The following is a 21,644-nucleotide window of genomic DNA, read 5'->3' on the forward strand; positions in this document are numbered from 1 at the left end:
ATTGATAATTACCTACAGTGATATTGCGTCATATGTACTGAGTGTTTAACGAGCAATCTTTGCTAAAAGTCCGTCTTATTAGAACTGTTGACGGATAGTAATAACTTGCTCACCACGTTGAACCTCGATTTGTGCTTCGCCTGCTTGCTGTACTTGCTGTAATACGCTTGCATCCTGAGCAGGATTATTGCCCACGTTTTGCCCGTTTACTGTCAACACTTTGTCACCTGGCTCCAGTCCGAGTCGATTGCGTAACTTCGATGGCATCGCTGCGGTGACTTGATAGCTTTCACCTGAGGCCATCACGCCCATTCTACTTAAATAACTGGCAGGATTTTCTTGCAGCGCGGTGACCGCCTCTTCAATCGCCGTTTGCGGACTGCTTTCACCATTCGTCTCTGTCGGTTCAGGCGGCGTATCTTGTAGTGTCTGAGGCGCAGTCGGTAACATACTATTGTCTGGCAGACGCTGATTACTGACGCCGCCTGCCAGCATATCACTTTGATCTAGCGGGATAGCATCTGGCATGCTAATCACTGTTTCTTTATCATTGGCATCCGCGATAATAACCGAATTCCAGTCAACAGCGACAAGAATATAGTCGCTGTCTTTTAGTCCATCACCAATTCGGTAATTTTTCACCTCACCATTTATGTTAAGCAACGCTGAAGACATGCTCTCCGGTATGGCGAGTAGTACGCCTTTAAGCTCAACATTGGGTGGTGGCTGGACTGCCGCTGCAATAGGGTCAGGATCAGCAAATATCGCAAACAAACCACTATAGTCATTGGCAGACTTTGTATTGTTTTGCAAAGGGGCTAGCGGCAATGCTGGTGCTAAGGGCGCTGCTAATAGTAACCACAAAAGACGCGCCGCTGTCCAACATAGCCAAGCAATTGCCAGTAGCAACAACCACCCTGAAAAACGATTGAGAGTATTCACGACAGGCTTTAAGCTGGCAGCAATATTTGACATTTAAGGTGCCCCCAGACCAGCTAGCAGCGGCTGGCGCACACTAACGACTGGTGTATCCTGCGGTGCTTGCCCTTTATATTCAGGCATGTTTTCTAGTAGGCGCTGAGTCAGACTGACATCTAGCATGTTATCCCCGTCTATATACAGATCGCCTAAGCGCTTATCTTGATTATTCAATAGATTGATATGCAGCAGGTTTTTATTGTTTTTTTGCTCAGCACTCAGCTCAGCTCGCAATGCAGGCATAGTAATATAAAAAACCTTACCACCACTTGGATAGCCGACTTCACCGCCAACCCAGGTCAACTGACCATCAGCTTCACTAAATCCCGCCGCATTTTTAGCAGACTCATTCTCAGCGGATTCCGATGATGCATTGTCGCTAGACTGACGCTTTAACGAAACGCCATTGACTTGAATGGGTGTGTTAGGCAGTTGCCAATCAACCACACTTACCAAAGTCTCAGGAGCAATCTTTCCGCTCATATCATCAACTTGCCATGAGTTTAAACCCAGCTTTACCTGTCCGTTCAACCTCGTTTGCTCTGAGTTGATAGTCACATCGGCACCAAGCTTGCCTGTGAGCAGTTGCCATGGCTGCCATGACCATTTGGCCATCCCTGTGAGCGGTGTCGATGATAGAGGAATTTGCCAAATGGCAGAGCCCTGCCATACATTGCCAGACACATGCTGCACATAAGGCGTATTGGGTGCATACTTTTGGACTAGCCATGCCGCTGGCATTTGCAATAGGGCAAATAAGGCAAACAATACAAATCCGATCAGCCACCAAAGCTTGCGGGGACGCTTATGAGACAACTCAGATACTTGGGCCACGGTTGCACAACTCTTATATAAGACAAAAACGTCATTATCATAACAAACAATGACCTATAGATGACAGAAAAAAAGCCAGTATCTTTTTACCAAAATATTGGCAATAGAGATACTGGCTTTTTTATTTTGCAAAGCTTCAGCGTTTATGACTAAATGATTGTAAATAAACCATTATCCATAAGACTGATAAGCTCCGTCCCGTACTGTGTTACGACTCAAAACTATCTAATTGGATAGCCTAATTAGATAGCAAAATCCTCAAGGTCACGACCTGCTGCTAGCGCTTCAACCAACCATGTTGGCTTACGTCCGCGACCAGTCCAAGTTTCTTCCTTGTTATCAGTATTGCGATACTTAATACTGCGTTTTTTCTCTAGTTTTTCACCAGCTTTTAAGATCTCTTCAATCGTAGCGTTGCTGTCTTCTGCAATTTGCTCAAACTGAATATAAGCATCATACAAACGCTGATGCTGTTTTTTGGCAATAAGCTGCTGTGCATTTTCGCTGATGGCACGTAGTTCATCTACGTTTAAGTTATCTAAATCAATTGCGTTATTTTTACTCATAGTAAGTCCAACTGTCGGATAAAAAATATCACCTCAATAGAGACATTGTACCTATTGAGATACCTGAATGATGACTCATTCATTATTCAAAAATTAATAGTTTTTAAGGGTTAATTTGATTTTTGATTAATCAAAGATTATTCATAATTATTTTAATAAACATGAATAATAAAAATATTGCTGGCAAACACAAGCATTCATTATACCTTATATAGCAAATGGCTATCGACAATAATTACTTATCGAAACTTAGCTCAACAAATTTCTATTTTCTATAGTGTTTCTTAAATGCGGTATTCCCTGAATATTAGTACTTTTTCATTTTTTAATAAAATAATATTCATTAATACACTATATTAATAAATCTGCTTTATTAGCATCTGATAACTAGGCGCTGTAGCAAAAACATATGAGCTTGCGAACGAATGCTTGTCTAAACCCTAACGACTTTTATTTAGCCTTTTTGTGCACTCAGCTCATTCATCAACCCATGAGCAGATTCAGCATTTAGCAGGTAAGGGTTAAAACCAATAGTCGTAGAGTACTTTAAATAGATTGCGGCGTTCTCTTCGGTCGGAGACGCATAGTTCATCGACCATTTCGCCCACTCCCTATGCTTTAGCTCACGTGTGTCAATAATCTGTAGGTCGTGATGACGCTCATCGGAAATGAGACTGTATAGCAATCGATTAATTTGCGCTCTTGGGCCTTCTATCGTCTGCAAAAAATAATCTTTATTGAACGTTAGCATCCCAGTGATACTATTAGCAGCGTTATTTATCTGTGCTTGCTGTAATATTTCATTGAAATCGGTCGCTGATACATTTGGGTTTGCACGGCTAGCATAGGTCATGCTCACTAAGATATGGGCATCTGCGTGTGTTGATGTCATGTTTGTTCTCTTATACAAATATTATGAAAGCGGATCGCATTTATAGGCATTACTCAATTAACCAAGGGCATACCACGGTTTTTTCTTTTGAGAGGCACGCTGCTCTTCTTGCTCTTGAAGCTCTGATAAGGTGTCAATCAACATCATAATCTGATTGGTGCTCATCAAATAAGGATTGAATTCGTTACCTGTCGAAAACTTCAGTGCCAGCCCCTTGTTCTCATCGCTTGGAATCAAATACTTCATTGACCATTTGTTCCAATGACGCTGCTCAACCTCACGGCATTCTATGACTTGCAGGGAATGATGACGCTCATCTTGCACAAGCTTTCTAAGCAAGCCATTGATAATCGGCCTAGCCCCTTCGATACTTTGTAAAAAGTAGTTATGGTTAAACACCAACGCACCAGTGATGCCATTGCGCTCATTGTTTTGCCGAGCCTGCTCAAGGATACGAGTGACCTCACCATTAGCATTATCAGTGTTGTAACGGCTGATATAAGTCAGACGCAAAATGATATGCTCACCCTGCCGCATTTTTAGACTATTTGACTCTGAGAGATCGACTGATTCCATAATTTTTTCCAATTAATTTGCTAGATTTATAAAAAAGGCGGTGCAGGTATTGCTAATCACTCATCAATGGCCGTACTAACGTGACTGTTGAATTTTTTTCATAAATTTGCTCATACCACGTGCTAGATTCGCGTTACTGCTCTTTTGTACTTCTTGTGCCAACAGTAATAATTGCGCGCTGTCCTCACACTGCTCTAGACTCAGTAAATAGCCCCAAGCTTCTGCAGGTGGTGCATTTTTTTCAATGTAGGTCGCCAAGTCAGATTTAAGGGTTCCATAGTTGGCACCAGCAACTTTTGCCTTAAACATACTACCGATAGACTTTTTGCCAGTCTCTGCAATTTTGCTTGGCGGTTTGCTATTAAAAGTACGATCGAACTCTATCTCAGTACTGATATCAAATGAGTTGTCTGTAGATTGAGGTTGCTTAGCGACTGGTACTTGAGGAACAGTAGGTGCTTCGTTTACAGTAGATACCTGAGGCGCTGTTTGGATTTGCGAACTAGCGTTAGCAGCACCAATCAGTTCAATACACTCAAGCTCTAAAAGCAACTCAAATAAAGGCCCAACACCGCCAAAATCAGCAAACATTTTGCTATTATCAAGCGTATCAAGGTAGTTTTGATACGTGCGTTTGCCATCAATCATAATCAGCAATGTTCTCGCTTCTCGCGGCAATATACCGAGACTTTGAGACTTTATTTCTGCTCTACCTAAATCGCTTTTGCGAAACACGTCACCGTAGTTCATGCTTTATACTCAGTATTGACAGCAAGATAGGCATCTTACCGATAAGACGCTGACCCAGATAATTTTTGTTCTTTTCAGCCATGAATGGCCAAACTCTGATAGATTTGAATTTATTGTTAACTGATGCTTTACATGCAACTTTGGCGCTTAAAATCAGCTACACTATTTAATTAAATAGAGTATATCAATGTCATTAATAGACTGTTAGCACTAATTGAATTGGATAGCACAAACGGTTTATATAAGGTATAGAAGGTAGTTTTTATAAGTTTCAATATAAAAATTGAAAATAAAAATAATGACAACAACGCTTTTAAAAAATAACGGTTATAGTCAATCCTAAATAAAACAGATACATTATATATCAAGGTGGAACTGGTCTAAATTTCCCTTGCGTGCTGTGCCTACGCAGACAGAGGCTGCGAAAAATTTATCCCAGTCCCACTGTATCGTTTTTATACTGAATTCACTATACATACAACAGTGAATAACCACACTTCCTTGATAAACCACTCAATAGTAATCGCATATATTTCCAGCCTTTAATAGCAGAATGAAAAATAAACATAAGTTTTTTTTATTAGCAAAATAACAATAAGTAAGTCTATTATTTGATACTTAATCTCTGATATCGCGTGAATATAAACATATAGGTAATTTTCTAATAATTTATTCATAAAACTAAAAAAACCCGCTATTAACGGGATTTTTAATTCAAAGATACTTGTTCAAATCTCTATCTTTTAAACAAAAAAAGAGCCTATAAATATAGGCTCTAATGACTTTTCTCTACACTATCAGGTTATTGTATTCCTAAAACGGGATATCATCGTCTACAGGGCCATCTGGCATTGCCGTAGGCTTAGATTGCGCGGGTTGATTAAACTGATTTTGCGGCGCAGGTGCATTTTGGTTATTAAAGCTGTTCTGACCGCCACTCGGTTGGTTATTGTAGCCGCCTTGCTGTGCTGGCTGGCTACCTGCTTGCTGACCGAAATTATTTTGGTTGCTTTGACCGCCTCGGTTGCCGTAACTGTTTGAGTTCTGTCCACCTTGATTGTTACTAAAGCCTCCATTATCGCTTTGGCCACCACTCATACCATCAAGCATCTGCATTTGCTCAGCTCGAATCTCAGTGATATAACGGTCTTGGCCGTTCTGGTCTTGGTACTTACGCGTACGCAAGCTACCTTCGATATAGACCTTGCTGCCTTTACGCAGATACTGCGCGGCAATTTCGCCTAAACGGTTAAACAGTGAGATACGATGCCACTCTGTCGCTTCTCTTTTTTCACCGCTTTGTTTATCCGTCCACTGCTCAGATGTCGCAACCGAGATATTAGTCACGCTACCGCCATTATTGAACTGGCGTGCCTCAGGATCTGCTCCAAGGTTACCGATGATGATAACTTTATTAACTCCGCGCATGATACCGTCCTTTTACTTATGAATAATTATTCGATAGAAAAAATGATTCCTATCAATGATATGATTTTACTTTAACCAATTTTTGTTTAAATATCTAGCAGGTTTTATTAATATACGACAACAAATGTCGCCTAGACATATTAATTAAGATTTAAAATTTTAATAGATAAAGATGCTGTTATTTTGCCATTTTAAAACGCTGATGAAAACTTTCAAACTATATCAATTCTGGTTAGCACCTTGATTGCTATCACGTAATTTAGAGGAAGAGTTCTTGCGATGCATACTTAATGTCACGCTGCCAAGCTCGACGCCAAACTTTGTCATCACTGAACGATTGAGCATGACATCGTCATTAATGAGATACATCCAATCGTCAAAATTCACTTTGTAGGTTTTGTCCTCGACTGGCAGATTTAATACATAATCCCAATGCAGGGTATTGCCTACCACATCGCCTGTTGCCTCGCCAACGACGTCGTCTGCTGTACCAATCCAGCGTCCATTACTTTTCTCAGTCAGTCGCCATATACGCTGCGATTTTGACCCATCTGCCCACGAAAATTTTTCGTCCAGAATTATGACATCATCGCCTTCGTGAGTCGCATCGATATCGACATAAAAGCGTTTTTTGACCTCACCATCACGCCCTTGGAACATGCCCCACCCCTCGATTTGACCTGAGAAAAACTTATGCATATCAAGCGTTGGTGTGGTGTTCTGATAGGCTTGAATATTTTGCGTGGCACAGCCAGAGGTCAGTAGCGCGACTGAAAGTCCAAAACCTATCGCCAGCTTATTAAACTTACTCATATCAATTCCTTTTAAATAGAGATAAATATCTGACACTCACCGATTGATGATTATCTATACGCTACACGATCTATACGGCTGCTGCCCATTCAATTCTGCCTATTTGCCCTTATTTCTATAAATTTGGGTCTCTGCCGCTATTTAAATATCTAGTGGGCTTTGTGCCAGATGCGACAGTGCTTGTCGCGAATCATCCGTCAGTTGGGTCTTGTCTAATTTTAAATAAGCGACCTGTTCTTTTGCCATAACGACCAGCTCATCCACGCCATCAACTGCTAGCATCTGCCGAGACCAATCTTGGATATTGATGTTTTTAGGAATGGTTACTGTCGTGCTCGACAGATAAGGTGGCTGGGCAATGGGGATAATCAGCAGCAATGCGATGCCCATGACAAGTGACAAGAGCCCCCATGCCAGCAAGTTAGACTGATTCAATAGCAGCCCGCCCATCGCGCCACCAACAAAAGCCCCTAAAAACTGGCTAGATGAATTAAGCCCCATCGCGGTTGCTTTATTGGCGACTGGTGCACGCTTAGATATCCAAGATGGAATCGTCGCCTCAAGTAAGTTAAAACCCATAAAGTACAGTAGCAATCCAAAAATAATACCAACACCAACCTGACTACCAAAAGCAAGAAATGCCAAGGCTGCAGTCATTAAGGCGATAGCAGCTAGAAAGACTTGGCGCATTTTACGCTTCTTTTCAGCGATAATAATAAAGGGAATGGCGACGGCAAAGCCGACAAACAATAGCGGCAAGTAGACCAAGCCTTGCTGACGTACCGATAAACCCATCACCTCTGTGAGCTGATGCGGCAAGAGGACAAATATCGCTGTCATGGTCAAATGCAGCGCAAAAATTCCAACGTGCAAACGGTTTAAGTCGCCGATTTTGAGCACAGTAGCGAGTTGCTCACCGATCGATTTGTTATCCAGATTGTGCTTGAGCACGCGCATTGGCGTGGGTACGACAAAAAGTAGCAGCATCGCTAAAATAGCAAATGCTGCCGTCAGCCAAAATAATCCTGAGATACCAAGCGAGCCTACTAATAACGGCCCAAAGGCAAAGGCGAGCATGATGGAGGTAGCAATAGTCAAGCCCATCGTCGCCATTGCTTTGGTACGCATCTCCTCACGCGTCACATCAGCCAATAGCGCCATGAGTACAGCAGAAACCGCGCCACTGCCTGCCAGCGCTCGACCAATGATCACCTGATAAATATCAATGGCATTGGCGGCAATAATACCGCCCGCCGCAAACAGTATCAGACCAAGCATGATAATCGGCTTACGCGGAAACTTATCGGCGGCAAGGCTCATCGGTATCTGAAAGATCGCTTGTCCTAGTCCATAAATACCAACTGCCAAGCCAATCAAAAACGGCGTCGCGTGTGCATAATTGTCACCATAAACAGAAAACACCGGCACAATCATAAACAAGCCAATCATACGCAAGGCAAAGATGCCACCGACTCCGAGGATTGCCCGTTTCTCTACGCTATTCATACTTGCCTCACTGATTGATCATTGCTGTTTTTTCACTGCTGGTACTTGTACTGCACCATGATTTATCACTACTGGTTTATCAAGACACTGGCCTATAAATCAAGCCCCCTAGTATAAGACATTCGCCGTTTGGTTGCCGAGACTTTTGTCTTACTGACGCCCCCGCCTATAGCGCATCAACCCAAGCCATTCATACTACGCAATTATTTTGTTACCAACTGCGTCAGATGCGCAATCATACCTTGAATAATGCGGTCGCCATAACAATAAAGTAAGGCGTTATAAACATTATTATTCATTAGCTCGAACGACAGTTCAAACGACAAACTCCTCTGTAAAATGACATTTTTGGTCAAAACCATAACAAACGATGCCTGTTACTTATCAGGGATTTGATTTAGATTTGCTTAGTCGAACAGAAATCAATCGCATCAAAGACTGCAAAATAAGCAAACAGTAAATTGGCATGTATAGCCCTTACTTCACGAACGTATGAACACTTTATAAAAGCACTATTTATAACCATATTTTTTATAACAGAGCTATTTATAACGACATTATAAATTTAGAAATCATTCGCGTTTTTAACCCATAATTTTACTGATCTGTATTTACCTTTTAATTTGAGATATTTCCCAATACTCTTTTAGCAAATAGGAAACCCATAAACGATGGCACATGACCATATCGCAATACGCGGCGCACGTACTCATAATTTAAAAAACATTGATTTAGACATTCCACGAGATAAATTCGTGGTAATCACTGGTTTATCCGGTTCTGGTAAATCGTCCTTGGCTTTTGATACGCTATATGCTGAAGGGCAACGTCGCTATGTCGAGAGTTTGTCAGCATATGCGCGCCAGTTCTTATCGCAGATGGAAAAGCCGGAAGTCGATAGCATCGAAGGCTTGTCACCGGCAATTGCTATTGAGCAAAAATCGACCAACCATAATCCACGCTCAACGGTCGGTACGATCACTGAGATTTATGACTACCTGCGTCTATTATACGCGCGTATCGGTACGCCTTATTGCCCAGAGCATGGCGAACCTATGGTGGCGCAGTCGGTGACCGAGATGGTCGATCAGGTTATGGCACTCCCCGATGAGACCAAGCTTATGATCCTTGCGCCAGTAGTGCGTGAGCGTAAAGGAGAGCATACAGTGCTGCTTGAGCAATTGATCGGTCAAGGGTTTGTACGCGTACGCGTCGATGGTCATGTCTATGATACTGACGAGCTACCGACACTCGATAAAAAGAAAAAACACACCATCGAAGTGGTGGTTGATCGCTTTAAAGTACGTGATGACTTGGGCAACCGTGTCGCTGAGAGCTTGGAGACCGCGCTACGTTTGGGACAAGGTCTAGTGACGCTGCACTTTATGGATGGTAACCCTACTGAGGGCGGCTCTGATAATCAAGTGATGTCTGCCAAGCACAGCTGTCCGATTTGTGATCGCGCTGTACCTGAGCTTGAGCCGCGCATGTTTAGTTTTAACAACCCCTACGGTGCTTGCCCAACTTGTGATGGACTCGGTAAGCGTCAGTATTTCGCTGCTGAAAAACTTATTACTCACCATGAAAAATCGCTTAATCAAGGCGCGATTAACGGTTGGGATAAGCGCCACTCGTACTATTTTGGGCTGCTAACCACCGTTTGTAACCATTTTAATATCGATATGGATACGCCGTGGACGGAGCTGCCCAAAAAGCAGCAAGAGCTGATCATGCACGGCTCAGGTAAAGAGAAGCTCACCTTTAACTTTACCGATGAGCGCGGACGTAAAACCAATAAAACCGTTCCTTTTGAAGGCGTACTACCCTATCTTGAGCGCCGTTATGCCAAAACGCAAAGCAACTTAGTGCGGGACGAGCTGGCAAAGTATCTGGCTGACACCACGTGTAACGTTTGCGATGGCGCGCGCCTCAATGAAATCTCGCGTAACGTGCGTGTCGATGAACAAACCATCGCTGAAATCGTCAAGCTCTCCATTGGCGACGCGGCGGACTATTATAAGACTCTAAAGATTGACGGTCATAAAGGTGAAGTGGCAGAGAAGATCTTTAAAGAGATTAACGAGCGCTTAAACTTCTTAGTCAGCGTTGGCCTCGATTATCTAACCCTAGCGCGCTCTGCCGAAACCTTATCCGGCGGTGAAGCGCAGCGTATTCGTTTGGCCAGTCAAATTGGTGCGGGTCTGATGGGCGTGATGTATGTCCTTGATGAGCCGTCGATCGGTCTGCATCAGCGTGATAACGACCGCTTGCTTAAAACTTTAACACGCCTGCGTGATTTAGGTAATACCGTACTGGTCGTTGAGCACGATGAAGATGCGATTCGTCAAGCGGATCACGTCATCGATATCGGTATTGGGGCTGGCGTACACGGTGGTCATATCATCGCCGAGGGCACGGTCGATGAAGTGATGGCAACGCCAGACTCGCTCACCGGACAATATATGTCGGGCGAAAAACGCATTGAGATACCAAAAGTGCGGCATAAAGCCAAAACCGTAGAGGTCGAGGTTAAAGGTAAAGCTAAAGCCAAAACAAAAAAGGTACCGATGACTATCGAGCTCAAAGGCGCCTCAGGCAACAACCTAAAAGACGTCGATCTGAGCCTGCCCGTTGGGGTGATGACGTGTGTCACGGGTGTATCGGGTTCTGGTAAATCAACGCTGATTAACCGTACGCTTATGCCTATCGCCGCCACACAATTAAACAATGCCTCAACGCTAATCGCAGATAAGCATGACAGCATTAGCGGTCTTGAGCATTTGGATAAAATGGTCGATATCGATCAAAGCCCAATTGGTCGTACCCCGCGCTCCAATCCTGCGACTTATACTGGCGTCTTCACTCCCGTGCGTGAGATGTTCGCCCAGACACCAGAAGCCCGCGCACGTGGTTATAAAGCTGGGCGCTTTAGCTTCAACGTCAAAGGCGGACGCTGTGAGATGTGCCAAGGCGACGGTCTCATCAAAGTTGAAATGCATTTTTTACCGGATATGTATGTGCCGTGTGACACCTGTGAAGGCAAGCGTTATAACCGCGAGACCTTAGAGATTCACTATAAAGGCAAAACCATCGCTGACGTGCTCGAGATGACGGTAGAGGACGCCACTGAGTTCTTCTCGGCGATTCCAGCGATTTATCGTCGCCTGCAAGCGCTAATGGATGTGGGACTGAGCTACATTCGCTTGGGTCAGTCTGCACCGACCCTATCTGGCGGTGAAGCGCAGCGGGTGAAACTGGCACGCGAGCTTGCTAAACGCGACACGGGACAGACGCTCTATATCTTGGATGAGCCAACCACAGGTTTGCATTTCCATGATATCGATAAACTGCTCAACATCTTGCATGCGCTACGTGACAAAGGTAATACCATCGTGGTCATTGAGCATAACTTGGATGTCATCAAAACCGCGGATTGGGTCATTGATCTTGGCCCTGAAGGCGGTAAAGGCGGCGGCATGATCATCGCTGAAGGTACGCCAGAAGAGGTCGCAGAGGTCGAAGGCTCACACACGGGTGAGTTTTTAAAGCCGATGCTTACGCAGGTGGTTTCTGAGGCGGGTTAGTTTAGTTAATTGTTTGGTTTTAATTTAAAGGCTGCTCTTTTGGGAGTGGCTTTTTTGTTGGGTATCAATCTAATCACTTGCTCATTTTATCTCCAATCAGTAAGCTATGGCTTTATCTCTGAGAGCTATAGCTAAATGTGATATTTGACCAACAACTCTCTTTATCAAAAATCACCTCAAATAATAGAGTTCCAATTATGAATGGATTTAGATTATATAACCTAGAAATAGATAGCAAAGCACTTAATACTGGCAGAATAGAACTGGTTGATTACTCCAATTCTTCACATGACAATTATTTTACACTAATTATTGGAAATAATGGAACCGGAAAAAGTAGAATATTAAGTAAAATAGCAAGGTTTTTTAAAGGAGAAGACAAACATTATAAAGAAAACTATTTATTTAATCGTTTAGAATTTGAATACAACTTTTTACCATCAAAAATAATAGCCATAACAAACAGTATTTCAGATAAATTTCCTATCGATAAAATCCATAGAGAATCTAAACATTCTACTCTTGAATTGCATCACAGAGATTTGTATTACAACTATCTAGGAATGAGAAATAAGTTAAATAGCTTTTCAAGTACAGCTTCGATGAATCGGGCTCTAGAAATAATTCTTGAAAGTTATTCACAGTTTGAAATCTCAAGAAACTATAGACACATATTTGATTATTTGAATTACGAACCTGTACTGAGCTTAGAATACAAGCTAAAAACTTCGTCATTTAATTACTTTTACGAAGGTATTAATCCAGAAATGTTAATAGCTTATGCTGAAAATTATTACGAAAATAAATTTTTTGACAATAATAAAGACACAATAAATACAGTAAAAGAAAGGGCTTATGAACTATGCAAATTTATCAATTCTAAAATTTTTTCTAGAAAAAATACAAATGAAATAATTATTAACTTTTCAGAAAAAAATATTAATAGAATCAGACAAAACAACTCCTTATACATTGAAAATATTCATGAATATGATTTAATTAATATCTTAAGGAGAATAGGAATTATCAGTACACTTAGAGTTCAGGTGTATAAAAAAGGTGGAAATTCATTCAATTTTAGAGAAGCAAGCTCTGGAGAAGCAAATATTTTAACAACATTAATATCACTTGTACCATTGTTAAAAGATAATAGTTTAGTACTAATTGATGAACCTGAAATAAGCCTTCATCCCTTATGGCAATCTAAATATATTGACTTGTTAAATAAAATTCTAGAAAACGTTTCTGGCTGCCATATAATTATTGCTTCTCACTCACCCTTTTTAGCTTCTGATCTAAATCCAAGTAATTCCTCTGTAGTATCTCTAAAAAATAAAAAAGGCATTATATACGCAAAAGGAATTGAAAAATCAACTTACGGATGGTCAGCTGAGGATATTTTGCTAAATGTTTTTGAGATGGAAACAACTAGAAGTTTTGATTTATACCAAAGCGTTTCTAAAGCTCTTTTACTATTAAGCGATAATAAAAGATCTAACGAGGAACTAAAGCTTATTCAAAGAAATTTAAAGTCTTTCTACCCTTCTCTTCTTGATAACGATCCTATAAAACCTGTTATTGAAGCAATATTTAAAGCGATTTCTTATGACTGATAGGATCCATACTCCATATACTTTTTCTGAAGAAGAACTACAACGTATCAAAGACAACTTTACTTTTCATGGCGACTGGGAGAAGGTAGTATTTGATGATATTAAAAAAAATATTGTTGATCATCTGAGACAACAACAAGGGAATACTTGTTGTTATTGTAAATACCAACTAGGCTATGATATTAAACAAGTTGATATTGAACATATAGTACCTAAAAGTAAGTATGAGAAATTTACTTTCAATGGTAAAAATTTAGCGTTGAGTTGTCCAGCTTGTAATACGATAAAAAGCACTAAAGAAGTTTTAAAAAAAACAGTAGTAAGGTATCCACAAAATAGCAACCATTTTAGAATAATCCATGCACATTACGATAATTACTCAGAACATATAGACATAGTCAATAAATGTATTTTTGTAGCCAGAACAAGTAAAGGTTCTGAAACAATTACTTTTTGTAATTTATTTAGATTAAGTGTAATTGAAGAGAAGGTTAAAGCATACCAAGATATAAATTTGAACTCGATATATCAGATAGTTAGTAATTTAAGTGATGTAGATCCAGACGTTAAGAAGAAATTAATTGATATAATTCTAGATACTATTCGTTAGGTATTTATGAATAAATATTAAATAATCGTCTTGAAACGCGGTCTGGCTCCGATTGTGGTGGTCACCTTTGGAGAGTCATAGGGTTTCGGGATAGGCTTTATGAAGCCTCTCCCTAAACAAACTCCCGCTCAACATCCATTATCCTTGCATCCACCGTGCGTTCTATTTTTTCTTCGATCTGACTGCATTGCGACTCGATGTCCCGTTTATAGAGTCCGACTATAACGAATGTCCATTCGCTGGCGTCATGCCGATCGCGCGCGCCGCTTTCGCACACCGCAACGCTTGGCGTATTGCCAAAACGTGCGTGCAGGCCGCCCATACGTTGGCGTTTTTCTTTTAATGAGCTACAACCAGGTAGCGCAAAAGTCAGCGTTAAGATAGCGATATGCATTTTATTCTCCTTGTGACAGTGGTTTACGCTTTATAATAGTAGCAAATAAGCAAGGCAAGTTATGCTATCTTTACCTCTATCCATATCGATATCGCAGCCAATATGCACATTCCTCCAATGACTTCTATCAGCTACGTACAGCAGCAACGCATCACTCGACTCTGCGTGCGCTGCGGCTTACTCCTTATGCAGTATGGCGCTGAGTCTGCCGTGGTAGTGGACTTATCGAAGCGTTTGGGGTTTGCATTGGGAATGAGTAGCGTCGAGTGTTCGCTAAATTTTAATGCGATCACTTTGACGACTATCTGTGATGAGCGCTGTATTACCACCACCCGAGATACGATCAATCAGAGTATCAATGTCAATTTATTGGTACAAATTCAGCAAATCGTCAATAAAACCGAAGCTACTGTCGATCGCAATGAGTTGATTGACCGCACAACGCTTGCGTTTGATGAGTTGGATAAAACCGTATATCCGACATGGCTAGTCAGTATATTTGTTGGTGCGTCATGTGCAGCGTTTGCTTATTTAAATGGCGGCAGTTGGTCGATTACCGCCGTAACCTTTATCGCTGGTATGGTGGCAATGTTCACCCGCATCTACTTAGCAAAGCACCACTTCAATCCCTTTATCACCGTCATCGTGACGGCTTTTATTGCCTCGCTCATTGGCGCGACGACCTATTATTTTGATATTGGCAATAATGCCGATATTGCCGTGGCTTCTAGCGTGTTGCTACTGATTCCAAGCTTTCCGCTGATTAACTCTTTGTCCGATATCTTAAAGGGCTATGTCAATATTGGGATTGGTCATGCCGTCTTTACCTATATGCTGACCTTATCCGCGTGCGTTGGCATCGTGATGGCGCTGGTGTTACTACGCATACAGCACTGGGGGTTTTAGATGTGGTTTATTGAGACCGTTGTGCTGTCGTGTATTATCACCCTTGGTTGGACGCTGATGTTTAGCGTGCCCAAACGCTATATTTTGCCGTGTCTGCTGATGACGGCGTTTGGCTTTGGGTTAAAAACGGCGCTGGTCTATCAGCATATACATCTGGTGGTGGCCAGCTTTTTTGGCGCGATGCTCGCCAGCTTTTTGGGGGTGTACTTTTCTAAAAAATACACCCTACCGCCCAAAGCGTTAATCTCACCCAGCGTCATCTGTATGATGCCAGGTATCGCCGCTTATAAGGCGATGGTCAGTATGGTGCAGATTGGTTACTTTGGCTTTTCAGACGAGTTATTTAGCCAAATGATGGTGTATTTATTCGAAGCCTTGTTTGTGACCTCAGGGTTGGTGCTGGGTCTGTCCATTCCTGGGTTGTTATTTTATAGACGTCGCGCCATTGTTTAGGTATCGTTTATAGTATGTTGGGTCCTTGCCCATTTTCTTCATAGCGGCTGTTTATGTTGTACTATACCCACAGTGGTCGGTTGCACTCTGCCGCGAAAATACTCAAGACAGCACTTATCAATCATACATACAAGGATAAAACATGAGCAAACATTATGATTATATCGCCATTGGTGGCGGTAGCGGCGGTATTGCCTCAATCAACCGCGCGGCCAGCTACGGCAAAAAATGCGCCATTATCGAAGCGGATGAATTAGGCGGCACTTGCGTCAATTGGGGCTGCGTACCCAAAAAGGTGATGTGGTACGGCGCGCAAGTCGCCGAGGCGATTGAGAAGTACGCGCCAGACTACGGATTCGAGGTTGAGTTAAAGAATTTCGATTTTCAAAAACTCATTCAAAGCCGTCAGCAGTACATCGAGAATATCCATCGCGCTTATGACAATAACTTAGCCAAAAACGGCGTGGAAGTGATTAAAGGCTTTGCTAAATTCGTCGATACCAATACGGTTGAGATCAATGGCGAGCAAATCACTGCTGACCATATTTTGATTGCGACGGGCGGACATCCTATCAAGCCTAATATCAAAGGCGCAGAGCACGGTATCGATTCTGATGGTTTTTTTAAATTAACTCATTTGCCCAAACGCGTCGCTATCGCAGGCGCAGGTTATATCGCTGTCGAAATCGCAGGCGTGCTGAACAGCTTAGGCGCTGAGGTACATCTATACGTGCGTCAGCATTCGCCGCTGCGCTCTTTTGATCACACTATCGTCGAGGCGCTGCTGATAGAGATGGAGCAAGACGGTATCCATCTACATACCAACACCACCCTTACCGAAGTCAATAAAAACGAAGATGGTAGCTTAGAGCTATTTACTAAAGATGGCACGCTTGATACGGTCGATAGCTTGATTTGGGCGATTGGCCGCGCGCCTTCAACCGACAACATCAACCTACAAGTAACGGGCGTAGAAACCACCGAGTTTGGCAAAATCAAAGTCGATAAATTCCAAAATACCAATGTCGATGGTATTTACGCGGTCGGTGATATTATCGAAAACAGCATTGATCTGACACCAGTTGCCATCGCCGCTGGTAGGCGTCTGTCTGAGCGCTTGTTTAACAACAAGACCAATGAGCATTTGGTTTATGATTTGATACCGACGGTTATATTTACTCATCCCGCTATCGGTACTATTGGTTTATCTGAGATTGACGCGGTCAAGCTACATGGCAAAGACAACATTAAGTGCTACACCTCGACCTTTACCTCGATGTATAGCGCCGTGACTCAGCATCGCCAAAAGTGCGTAATGAAGCTGGTGTGCTTAGGTGAGGAAGAAAAAATCATTGGCCTACATGGCATCGGTTACGGTGTCGATGAGATGCTGCAAGGCTTTGCCGTAGCAGTGAAGATGGGCGCGACCAAAGCAGACTTTGATAATACCGTTGCTATTCATCCAACCGGTGCAGAAGAGTTTGTGACGATGCGTTAGACAGACTGAATGAGAAGAAAGGCTATTTTTAACAAATGGCCTTTTTTATTGTCTATTTTTGCTTTAGTGTAAAACCACATACAGACAGCACAATCCTGATACTGCTATGATGCGTTTAATAATGACCGTTGCGAGATGACTGTGTGGCAGGTGTACCTTTTTATATTACCCGTGGGCTTAGGCATCATGACCTTGGCAGGAAGTTTGCTATTTTTATTCGCTTTTCTCATGTCTGATGATAATGCCACGCGCGTGCCCGCTTTTACTTGGTTCAAGCGCTTAATTATTGTGGCATTTATCTTGCTCAGCATTGGGCTGTTTATGACTTTTGGTCACTTTTGGGGGCCATCAAGATAGGGGCTATGCACTGACCCTTTTTTCTAACTCCAATAACTCTAAGTCTTCACGTTTTGGCTCGCCATTATTACCATCGTTGGGAAACGGTATTTTATTACCATTTAACTGATAGCCACGGCGCTGATAGTAAGCCAAAAGCTCAGGCCGATGGCTCAAGATTGACATGGTTAAGCGTGCAGGCTGTTTATCAGTGCCATTTTCAGTTGATAACAGATGTCGTATGGCAAAAGTCTCGGCAGCCTGTAGTACCACATTGCCAACGCCCTGCCCTTGCAGTTCAGGATGTACCGCAAACATACCGATATAGGCTTTTTTGTTTGAGTTGGCATCAGTTTTTATATCGACAGCGATACAACCAAGTATTTCACCTGTTTCCTCTGCATCACGCTCACCTGTCGTGGTTTTTGGATAGACAAACAGATAGTGTGTGGGATTATTAATCGTACTCGCCAGCTCCTCTGCCGTGATACGGATACCGCCGACTAAGTCAGCCTCATTGGTCCAGCCCGCTGTCTCTCGATAGCAGCAGTTCAATAACCGCTCAAGTGCGCCAATATCACTCGCGTCAGCCTGACGTAAAAATACGGCATCTTTGCTCAAATTACTTTTATTCATATTATAGTGTTCCTTTTTTATTTATAAAAAAACTGGCCTAGTTTCCTAAGCCAGCTTAAATACTAATACTTATCTGTCTATAGTACTAGCGCGATAATGCATGCGCCTGATCAATCATATCAAACCCTGCGTTAAGCTGTGCGCGCGTTGGTGCATGACCTCGGCGTAATAGTTCAGAGAAAGCAACCAGCTCTTTATCACGTCCGAGCGTACTTGCCGCACTCGCACGTGTATCCGCGCCTTCGTCATCAAAATAATATTCGATATAGTCGAGCGTATCTGGCGTACCAAATAGGATATTGTGATCGGGCGTTGCCGCATGACCGCTATAGCGTAGGCTTTTGCCATATTGCATGGTCCAAAAGAAGGGAATGCGCGCCTCTAGCGAATCGACATTGTCATCGTTTAGTATTGCGGCTGCCGTGACCATGCCATGCTGCAACGCCACGCGCCAATGTTCGATACGCATACGACCCATTTGGTTGGTAGGTTTAGCAATATCACCGAGCGCATAGATACCATCGCGCAGTTGTAGATGAGCGTCAACTTGCACACCATCTGGATCATTGACCTCATGCAATATCTCTGTGCGCGGGGACACACCTGTACCTAAGACCACAATATCAGCATCAATATGCTCGCCATTCGCCAACGTCACACCGCCTACATTTGAGAAAGCCTGATTATTGCTATCTCCATCCTTGTCCACTTGACGCTCAATCTTAGTGATTTCATTGACGGTTGCATCGAACACAAAGTTAATGCCCTTCTCTTCATGTAGCTTAATTAATGCGTTACTCACCGTTTCTGAGACGATATTGCCCATCACACGGCTGCCTTGTCCAATCACGGTAATAGAAGCAGTCGTGCCTGCTTGTGCCAATGCCGAAGCGGTCTCCATACCGATAAAACCTGTACCAATAATCACCACGCGCTGGTCATGACTAGCCGCTTTGATCAATTTGGCATCTGCCATACTGCGCAAGGTATAGACGCCGTCTACATCTGCTCCTTTGATGGGCGGAATGGTCGGCGACGCCCCTGTTGCCACCACTAAGAAGTCCGCTGTCTGCCGCGTGCTATCGCCGTTTTCATTTTCTATCACGATGGTCGCCTCATTAGGCAATACTTCGCTGACCGTTTGATTCAGATGCAGATCAATATCGTTGCTACTCGCCCAATCTGATCCGCCCAATAATAGCTTATCTTCATCCATGTTCCCTGCCAAAAAGGCTTTCGATAATAATGGGCGGTTATAAGGAGCTTTGTCATCTTTGCTAATCATGGTGATTTTGCCGCCATAGCCACCTTGGCGCAACTGATGCGCGGTCATAAACCCAGCACCGCCACCACCTACGATAATGGTGTGAGTGTCCGTCAATTTGTCGTTTTCTATCGGCTTGTTTATCGTGGCTGAGGTATCAACCGTCACATTGTCACCGTCATTGATAAGCTCATACTGCGTCAGACCCTCTGTCGCTATCGGTTCTAGAAGCGACCCATCGCGGCTATCAAAACTTGCATGATGCCAAGGACAAACCACTCGATGACCGCAGCGTAATCCATCACCCAAATTTGCACCCGCATGCGGGCATTTACCATCGAACGCATGGAACTCATCGTCATCACGAGTGATTAAAATGATACTATCGTCGTCTTGCTTGTACGATTTCATTCCGCCATTTGGAATATCCGATTTTGTTATCGTGACTGTGTTGATCATCGCCTTGGTCATAATGCTTCCTTAACAGTTATAATGAGTTCCTGATGACGGCGTGTTGAAAATAGCCCTAACCATTCAGAGCGATTCAACCTACCTTATTATTTTTAGCGTTCTATAGATTGATAGTAGCAAGACCATTTGACACACGATGTTTTTTTGTATGCGTGCTGCGTTGCAAAACGTAATTGCGCCGTTTTTATCAGCGTCTTTGCTATCTCCATTTATTATAAATAAACACAATAAAAGACTATTTTATGACTCCTCAAGACACCTCTAACGATATTGAAAACAACTCCGCTCCTCAGTCCGTCTTAGATAGCGACTCAGATAGCGATACAAATAATCAGGCTGCCGACAGTTTTGATCTCAGTGATATTGATATTGCCGCTGTCACTGACACCGCAAACTTACCGCAGCCAAAGCCTCAACCGATACAGCGAGCTACTTATAAAGCAGATGCTACCGACTTTGTGGTCAACGAAATACTCCCGCTGGAGTTGACAGGTGATGGTGAGCATCTATGGCTGCATATTAAAAAACTAGGCATGAACACCGCGTATCTGGCAAAACTGTTGTCAGAGTGGGCAGACATACCGCTACGTGATGTCGGTTACTCAGGACTGAAGGATCGTCATGCGGTGACGACCCAGTGGTTTAGCCTGCGTATACCCAAAAAGCAGTTGCCGCCTACGGAGTTTGCGCCGATAGATATTGGCGAGCATGAATCTGTCGTTATTCTGGCGCAGCACTGGCATAATAAAAAGCTCAATCGCGGTACCCACCGTGCCAATCAATTTATCATTACCTTGCGTGATATTGAGTTTACGAATGATGATGAAAACACTGAATCAACTGAGCAATCGTTATCCACTCAGCAGACCGCTAAGCAACGCGTCGAGGAGCATTTAGCACGCATCGATGAAACAGGTGTGCCTAACTACTTTGGCCCACAGCGTTTTGGTCGTCAGGGTAATAATGTCAGAGAAGCGTTGGCGCTATTTGCCCGTCCAGCGCGCGAGCCAAAGCCGCAACCCAAAAAGAGCAAACGCAAACGTGCGCCGCGCGAGCAAAATACGATGGAGCTGTCGGCAGCCCGTAGCTTGATATTCAATGAGATATTGGCAGCGCGAGTTCGTAATGGCAGCTGGGACGCTGGCCTAGCAGGGGAAGTATTTAATCTGGATGGTTCGGGGTCGATATTTACCAGTGAGGAGATAGACGATACGTTACGCGCTCGTATGAGTAGCGGCGATATTCATCCAACTGCCGTATTGTGGGGTACAGGTAACGATAAAGTCAGTGGCAGTGCAGCCGCGTTAGAAAACGAAGTTGTACAACACAGCCCATTACTCATGCAGCTAGCAACGGGATTGGAGCAGCGTGATATCAAAGCACAAAGACGCCCGTTAAGACTGCCTATTGAGCAATTAAGCTGGGAGTGGCGGGATGAGCAGATATTGGTATTGAGCTTTACGTTGACCACTGGTAGCTTTGCCACTAGCGTGCTAGCAAGTTTGGTTCAGCAGATGGATTCATGATTGAGTTATT

The 21,644-nt window shown here is 43.1% G+C and carries 19 protein-coding genes; 7 read left to right on the plus strand and 12 right to left on the minus strand.

The window, feature by feature from the left end; translation table 11 throughout:
• Window positions 1-78: 78 nt before the first annotated feature.
• The 9 genes from CUR83_RS10755 to CUR83_RS10795 all read right to left on the minus strand — a co-directional run bounded on the left by CUR83_RS10755 (window position 79) and on the right by CUR83_RS10795 (window position 8,343).
• The gene (locus CUR83_RS10755) at window positions 79-975 is read right to left on the minus strand and encodes a type II secretion system protein N (protein ID WP_212564249.1); all 897 of its coding nucleotides are present in this window, start codon (window positions 973-975) and stop codon (window positions 79-81) included.
• Window positions 976-1,812 (minus strand): type II secretion system protein N, encoded by an 837-nt coding sequence (gspN, locus tag CUR83_RS10760; RefSeq protein ID WP_212564248.1) that lies wholly within the window; start codon window positions 1,810-1,812, stop codon window positions 976-978.
• Window positions 1,813-2,054: 242 nt separating this feature from the next.
• Entirely contained in the window at window positions 2,055-2,378 is a 324-nt protein-coding gene (locus CUR83_RS10765; RefSeq protein ID WP_186473828.1) for an H-NS histone family protein, read from the minus strand.
• 454 nt (window positions 2,379-2,832) lie between these two features.
• Complete coding sequence (locus tag CUR83_RS10770; protein WP_093070607.1) at window positions 2,833-3,270, minus strand: BLUF domain-containing protein; 438 nt, start codon at window positions 3,268-3,270, stop codon at window positions 2,833-2,835.
• A 57-nt stretch (window positions 3,271-3,327) separates the two neighbouring features.
• On the minus strand, window positions 3,328-3,846 hold the full coding sequence (locus tag CUR83_RS10775) for a BLUF domain-containing protein (RefSeq protein WP_093070610.1): 519 nt from the start codon (window positions 3,844-3,846) through the stop codon (window positions 3,328-3,330).
• 75 nt (window positions 3,847-3,921) lie between these two features.
• Window positions 3,922-4,596, minus strand: a complete 675-nt coding sequence (locus tag CUR83_RS10780) for a hypothetical protein (protein ID WP_212564246.1) — start codon at window positions 4,594-4,596, stop codon at window positions 3,922-3,924.
• 813 nt (window positions 4,597-5,409) lie between these two features.
• A complete protein-coding gene (gene ssb / locus CUR83_RS10785; RefSeq protein ID WP_212564245.1) occupies window positions 5,410-6,024 on the minus strand; it encodes a single-stranded DNA-binding protein in 615 nt (204 codons plus the stop codon).
• Between the two features lie 222 nt (window positions 6,025-6,246).
• Complete coding sequence (locus tag CUR83_RS10790) at window positions 6,247-6,837, minus strand: DUF3833 domain-containing protein (RefSeq protein ID WP_093071193.1); 591 nt, start codon at window positions 6,835-6,837, stop codon at window positions 6,247-6,249.
• 141 nt (window positions 6,838-6,978) lie between these two features.
• A complete protein-coding gene (locus CUR83_RS10795; protein ID WP_212564244.1) occupies window positions 6,979-8,343 on the minus strand; it encodes an MFS transporter in 1,365 nt (454 codons plus the stop codon).
• Window positions 8,344-9,014: 671 nt separating this feature from the next.
• On the opposite strand from CUR83_RS10795, the gene uvrA reads away from it, so the two are divergent.
• The 3 genes from uvrA (at window position 9,015) to CUR83_RS10810 (ending at window position 14,150) form a co-directional block, all read left to right on the plus strand.
• Window positions 9,015-11,927: an excinuclease ABC subunit UvrA gene (uvrA, locus tag CUR83_RS10800; RefSeq protein ID WP_284719636.1), complete on the plus strand. Its 2,913-nt coding sequence runs from the start codon at window positions 9,015-9,017 to the stop codon at window positions 11,925-11,927.
• A 197-nt stretch (window positions 11,928-12,124) separates the two neighbouring features.
• Window positions 12,125-13,540, plus strand: coding sequence for an ATP-binding protein (locus tag CUR83_RS10805; protein WP_284719637.1), 1,416 nt, complete (start codon window positions 12,125-12,127; stop codon window positions 13,538-13,540).
• Window positions 13,533-14,150 (plus strand): HNH endonuclease, encoded by a 618-nt coding sequence (locus CUR83_RS10810; protein ID WP_284719638.1) that lies wholly within the window; start codon window positions 13,533-13,535, stop codon window positions 14,148-14,150. Before CUR83_RS10805 ends, CUR83_RS10810 begins: the two co-directional genes overlap by 8 nt.
• A gap of 112 nt (window positions 14,151-14,262) precedes the next feature.
• Here CUR83_RS10810 and CUR83_RS10815 read toward each other — a convergent pair whose 3' ends face one another.
• Window positions 14,263-14,544: a DUF503 domain-containing protein gene (locus CUR83_RS10815; protein WP_284719639.1), complete on the minus strand. Its 282-nt coding sequence runs from the start codon at window positions 14,542-14,544 to the stop codon at window positions 14,263-14,265.
• 117 nt (window positions 14,545-14,661) lie between these two features.
• Here CUR83_RS10815 and CUR83_RS10820 point away from each other — a divergent pair, with 117 nt between their 5' ends.
• The 3 genes from CUR83_RS10820 to gorA all read left to right on the plus strand — a co-directional run bounded on the left by CUR83_RS10820 (window position 14,662) and on the right by gorA (window position 17,401).
• Window positions 14,662-15,450, plus strand: coding sequence for a threonine/serine exporter family protein (locus CUR83_RS10820; protein WP_284719843.1), 789 nt, complete (start codon window positions 14,662-14,664; stop codon window positions 15,448-15,450).
• Window positions 15,451-15,903, plus strand: a complete 453-nt coding sequence (locus tag CUR83_RS10825) for a threonine/serine exporter family protein (RefSeq protein ID WP_068037441.1) — start codon at window positions 15,451-15,453, stop codon at window positions 15,901-15,903.
• A 142-nt stretch (window positions 15,904-16,045) separates the two neighbouring features.
• On the plus strand, window positions 16,046-17,401 hold the full coding sequence (gene gorA, locus CUR83_RS10830; RefSeq protein WP_284719640.1) for a glutathione-disulfide reductase: 1,356 nt from the start codon (window positions 16,046-16,048) through the stop codon (window positions 17,399-17,401).
• Window positions 17,402-17,761: 360 nt separating this feature from the next.
• Here gorA and CUR83_RS10835 read toward each other — a convergent pair whose 3' ends face one another.
• Both CUR83_RS10835 and CUR83_RS10840 read right to left on the minus strand, forming a co-directional pair.
• Window positions 17,762-18,373: a GNAT family N-acetyltransferase gene (locus tag CUR83_RS10835; protein WP_284719641.1), complete on the minus strand. Its 612-nt coding sequence runs from the start codon at window positions 18,371-18,373 to the stop codon at window positions 17,762-17,764.
• Between the two features lie 85 nt (window positions 18,374-18,458).
• Window positions 18,459-20,108: an FAD-dependent oxidoreductase gene (locus CUR83_RS10840; protein WP_284719642.1), complete on the minus strand. Its 1,650-nt coding sequence runs from the start codon at window positions 20,106-20,108 to the stop codon at window positions 18,459-18,461.
• Window positions 20,109-20,350: 242 nt separating this feature from the next.
• Between CUR83_RS10840 and truD the strand changes: the two genes are divergently transcribed.
• On the plus strand, window positions 20,351-21,634 hold the full coding sequence (gene truD, locus CUR83_RS10845) for a tRNA pseudouridine(13) synthase TruD (protein ID WP_093071219.1): 1,284 nt from the start codon (window positions 20,351-20,353) through the stop codon (window positions 21,632-21,634).
• Window positions 21,635-21,644 lie beyond the last annotated feature (10 nt).

The sequence above is a fragment of the Psychrobacter pocilloporae genome (assembly GCF_029872915.1).
Classification (GTDB): Bacteria; Pseudomonadota; Gammaproteobacteria; order Pseudomonadales; family Moraxellaceae; genus Psychrobacter; species Psychrobacter pacificensis.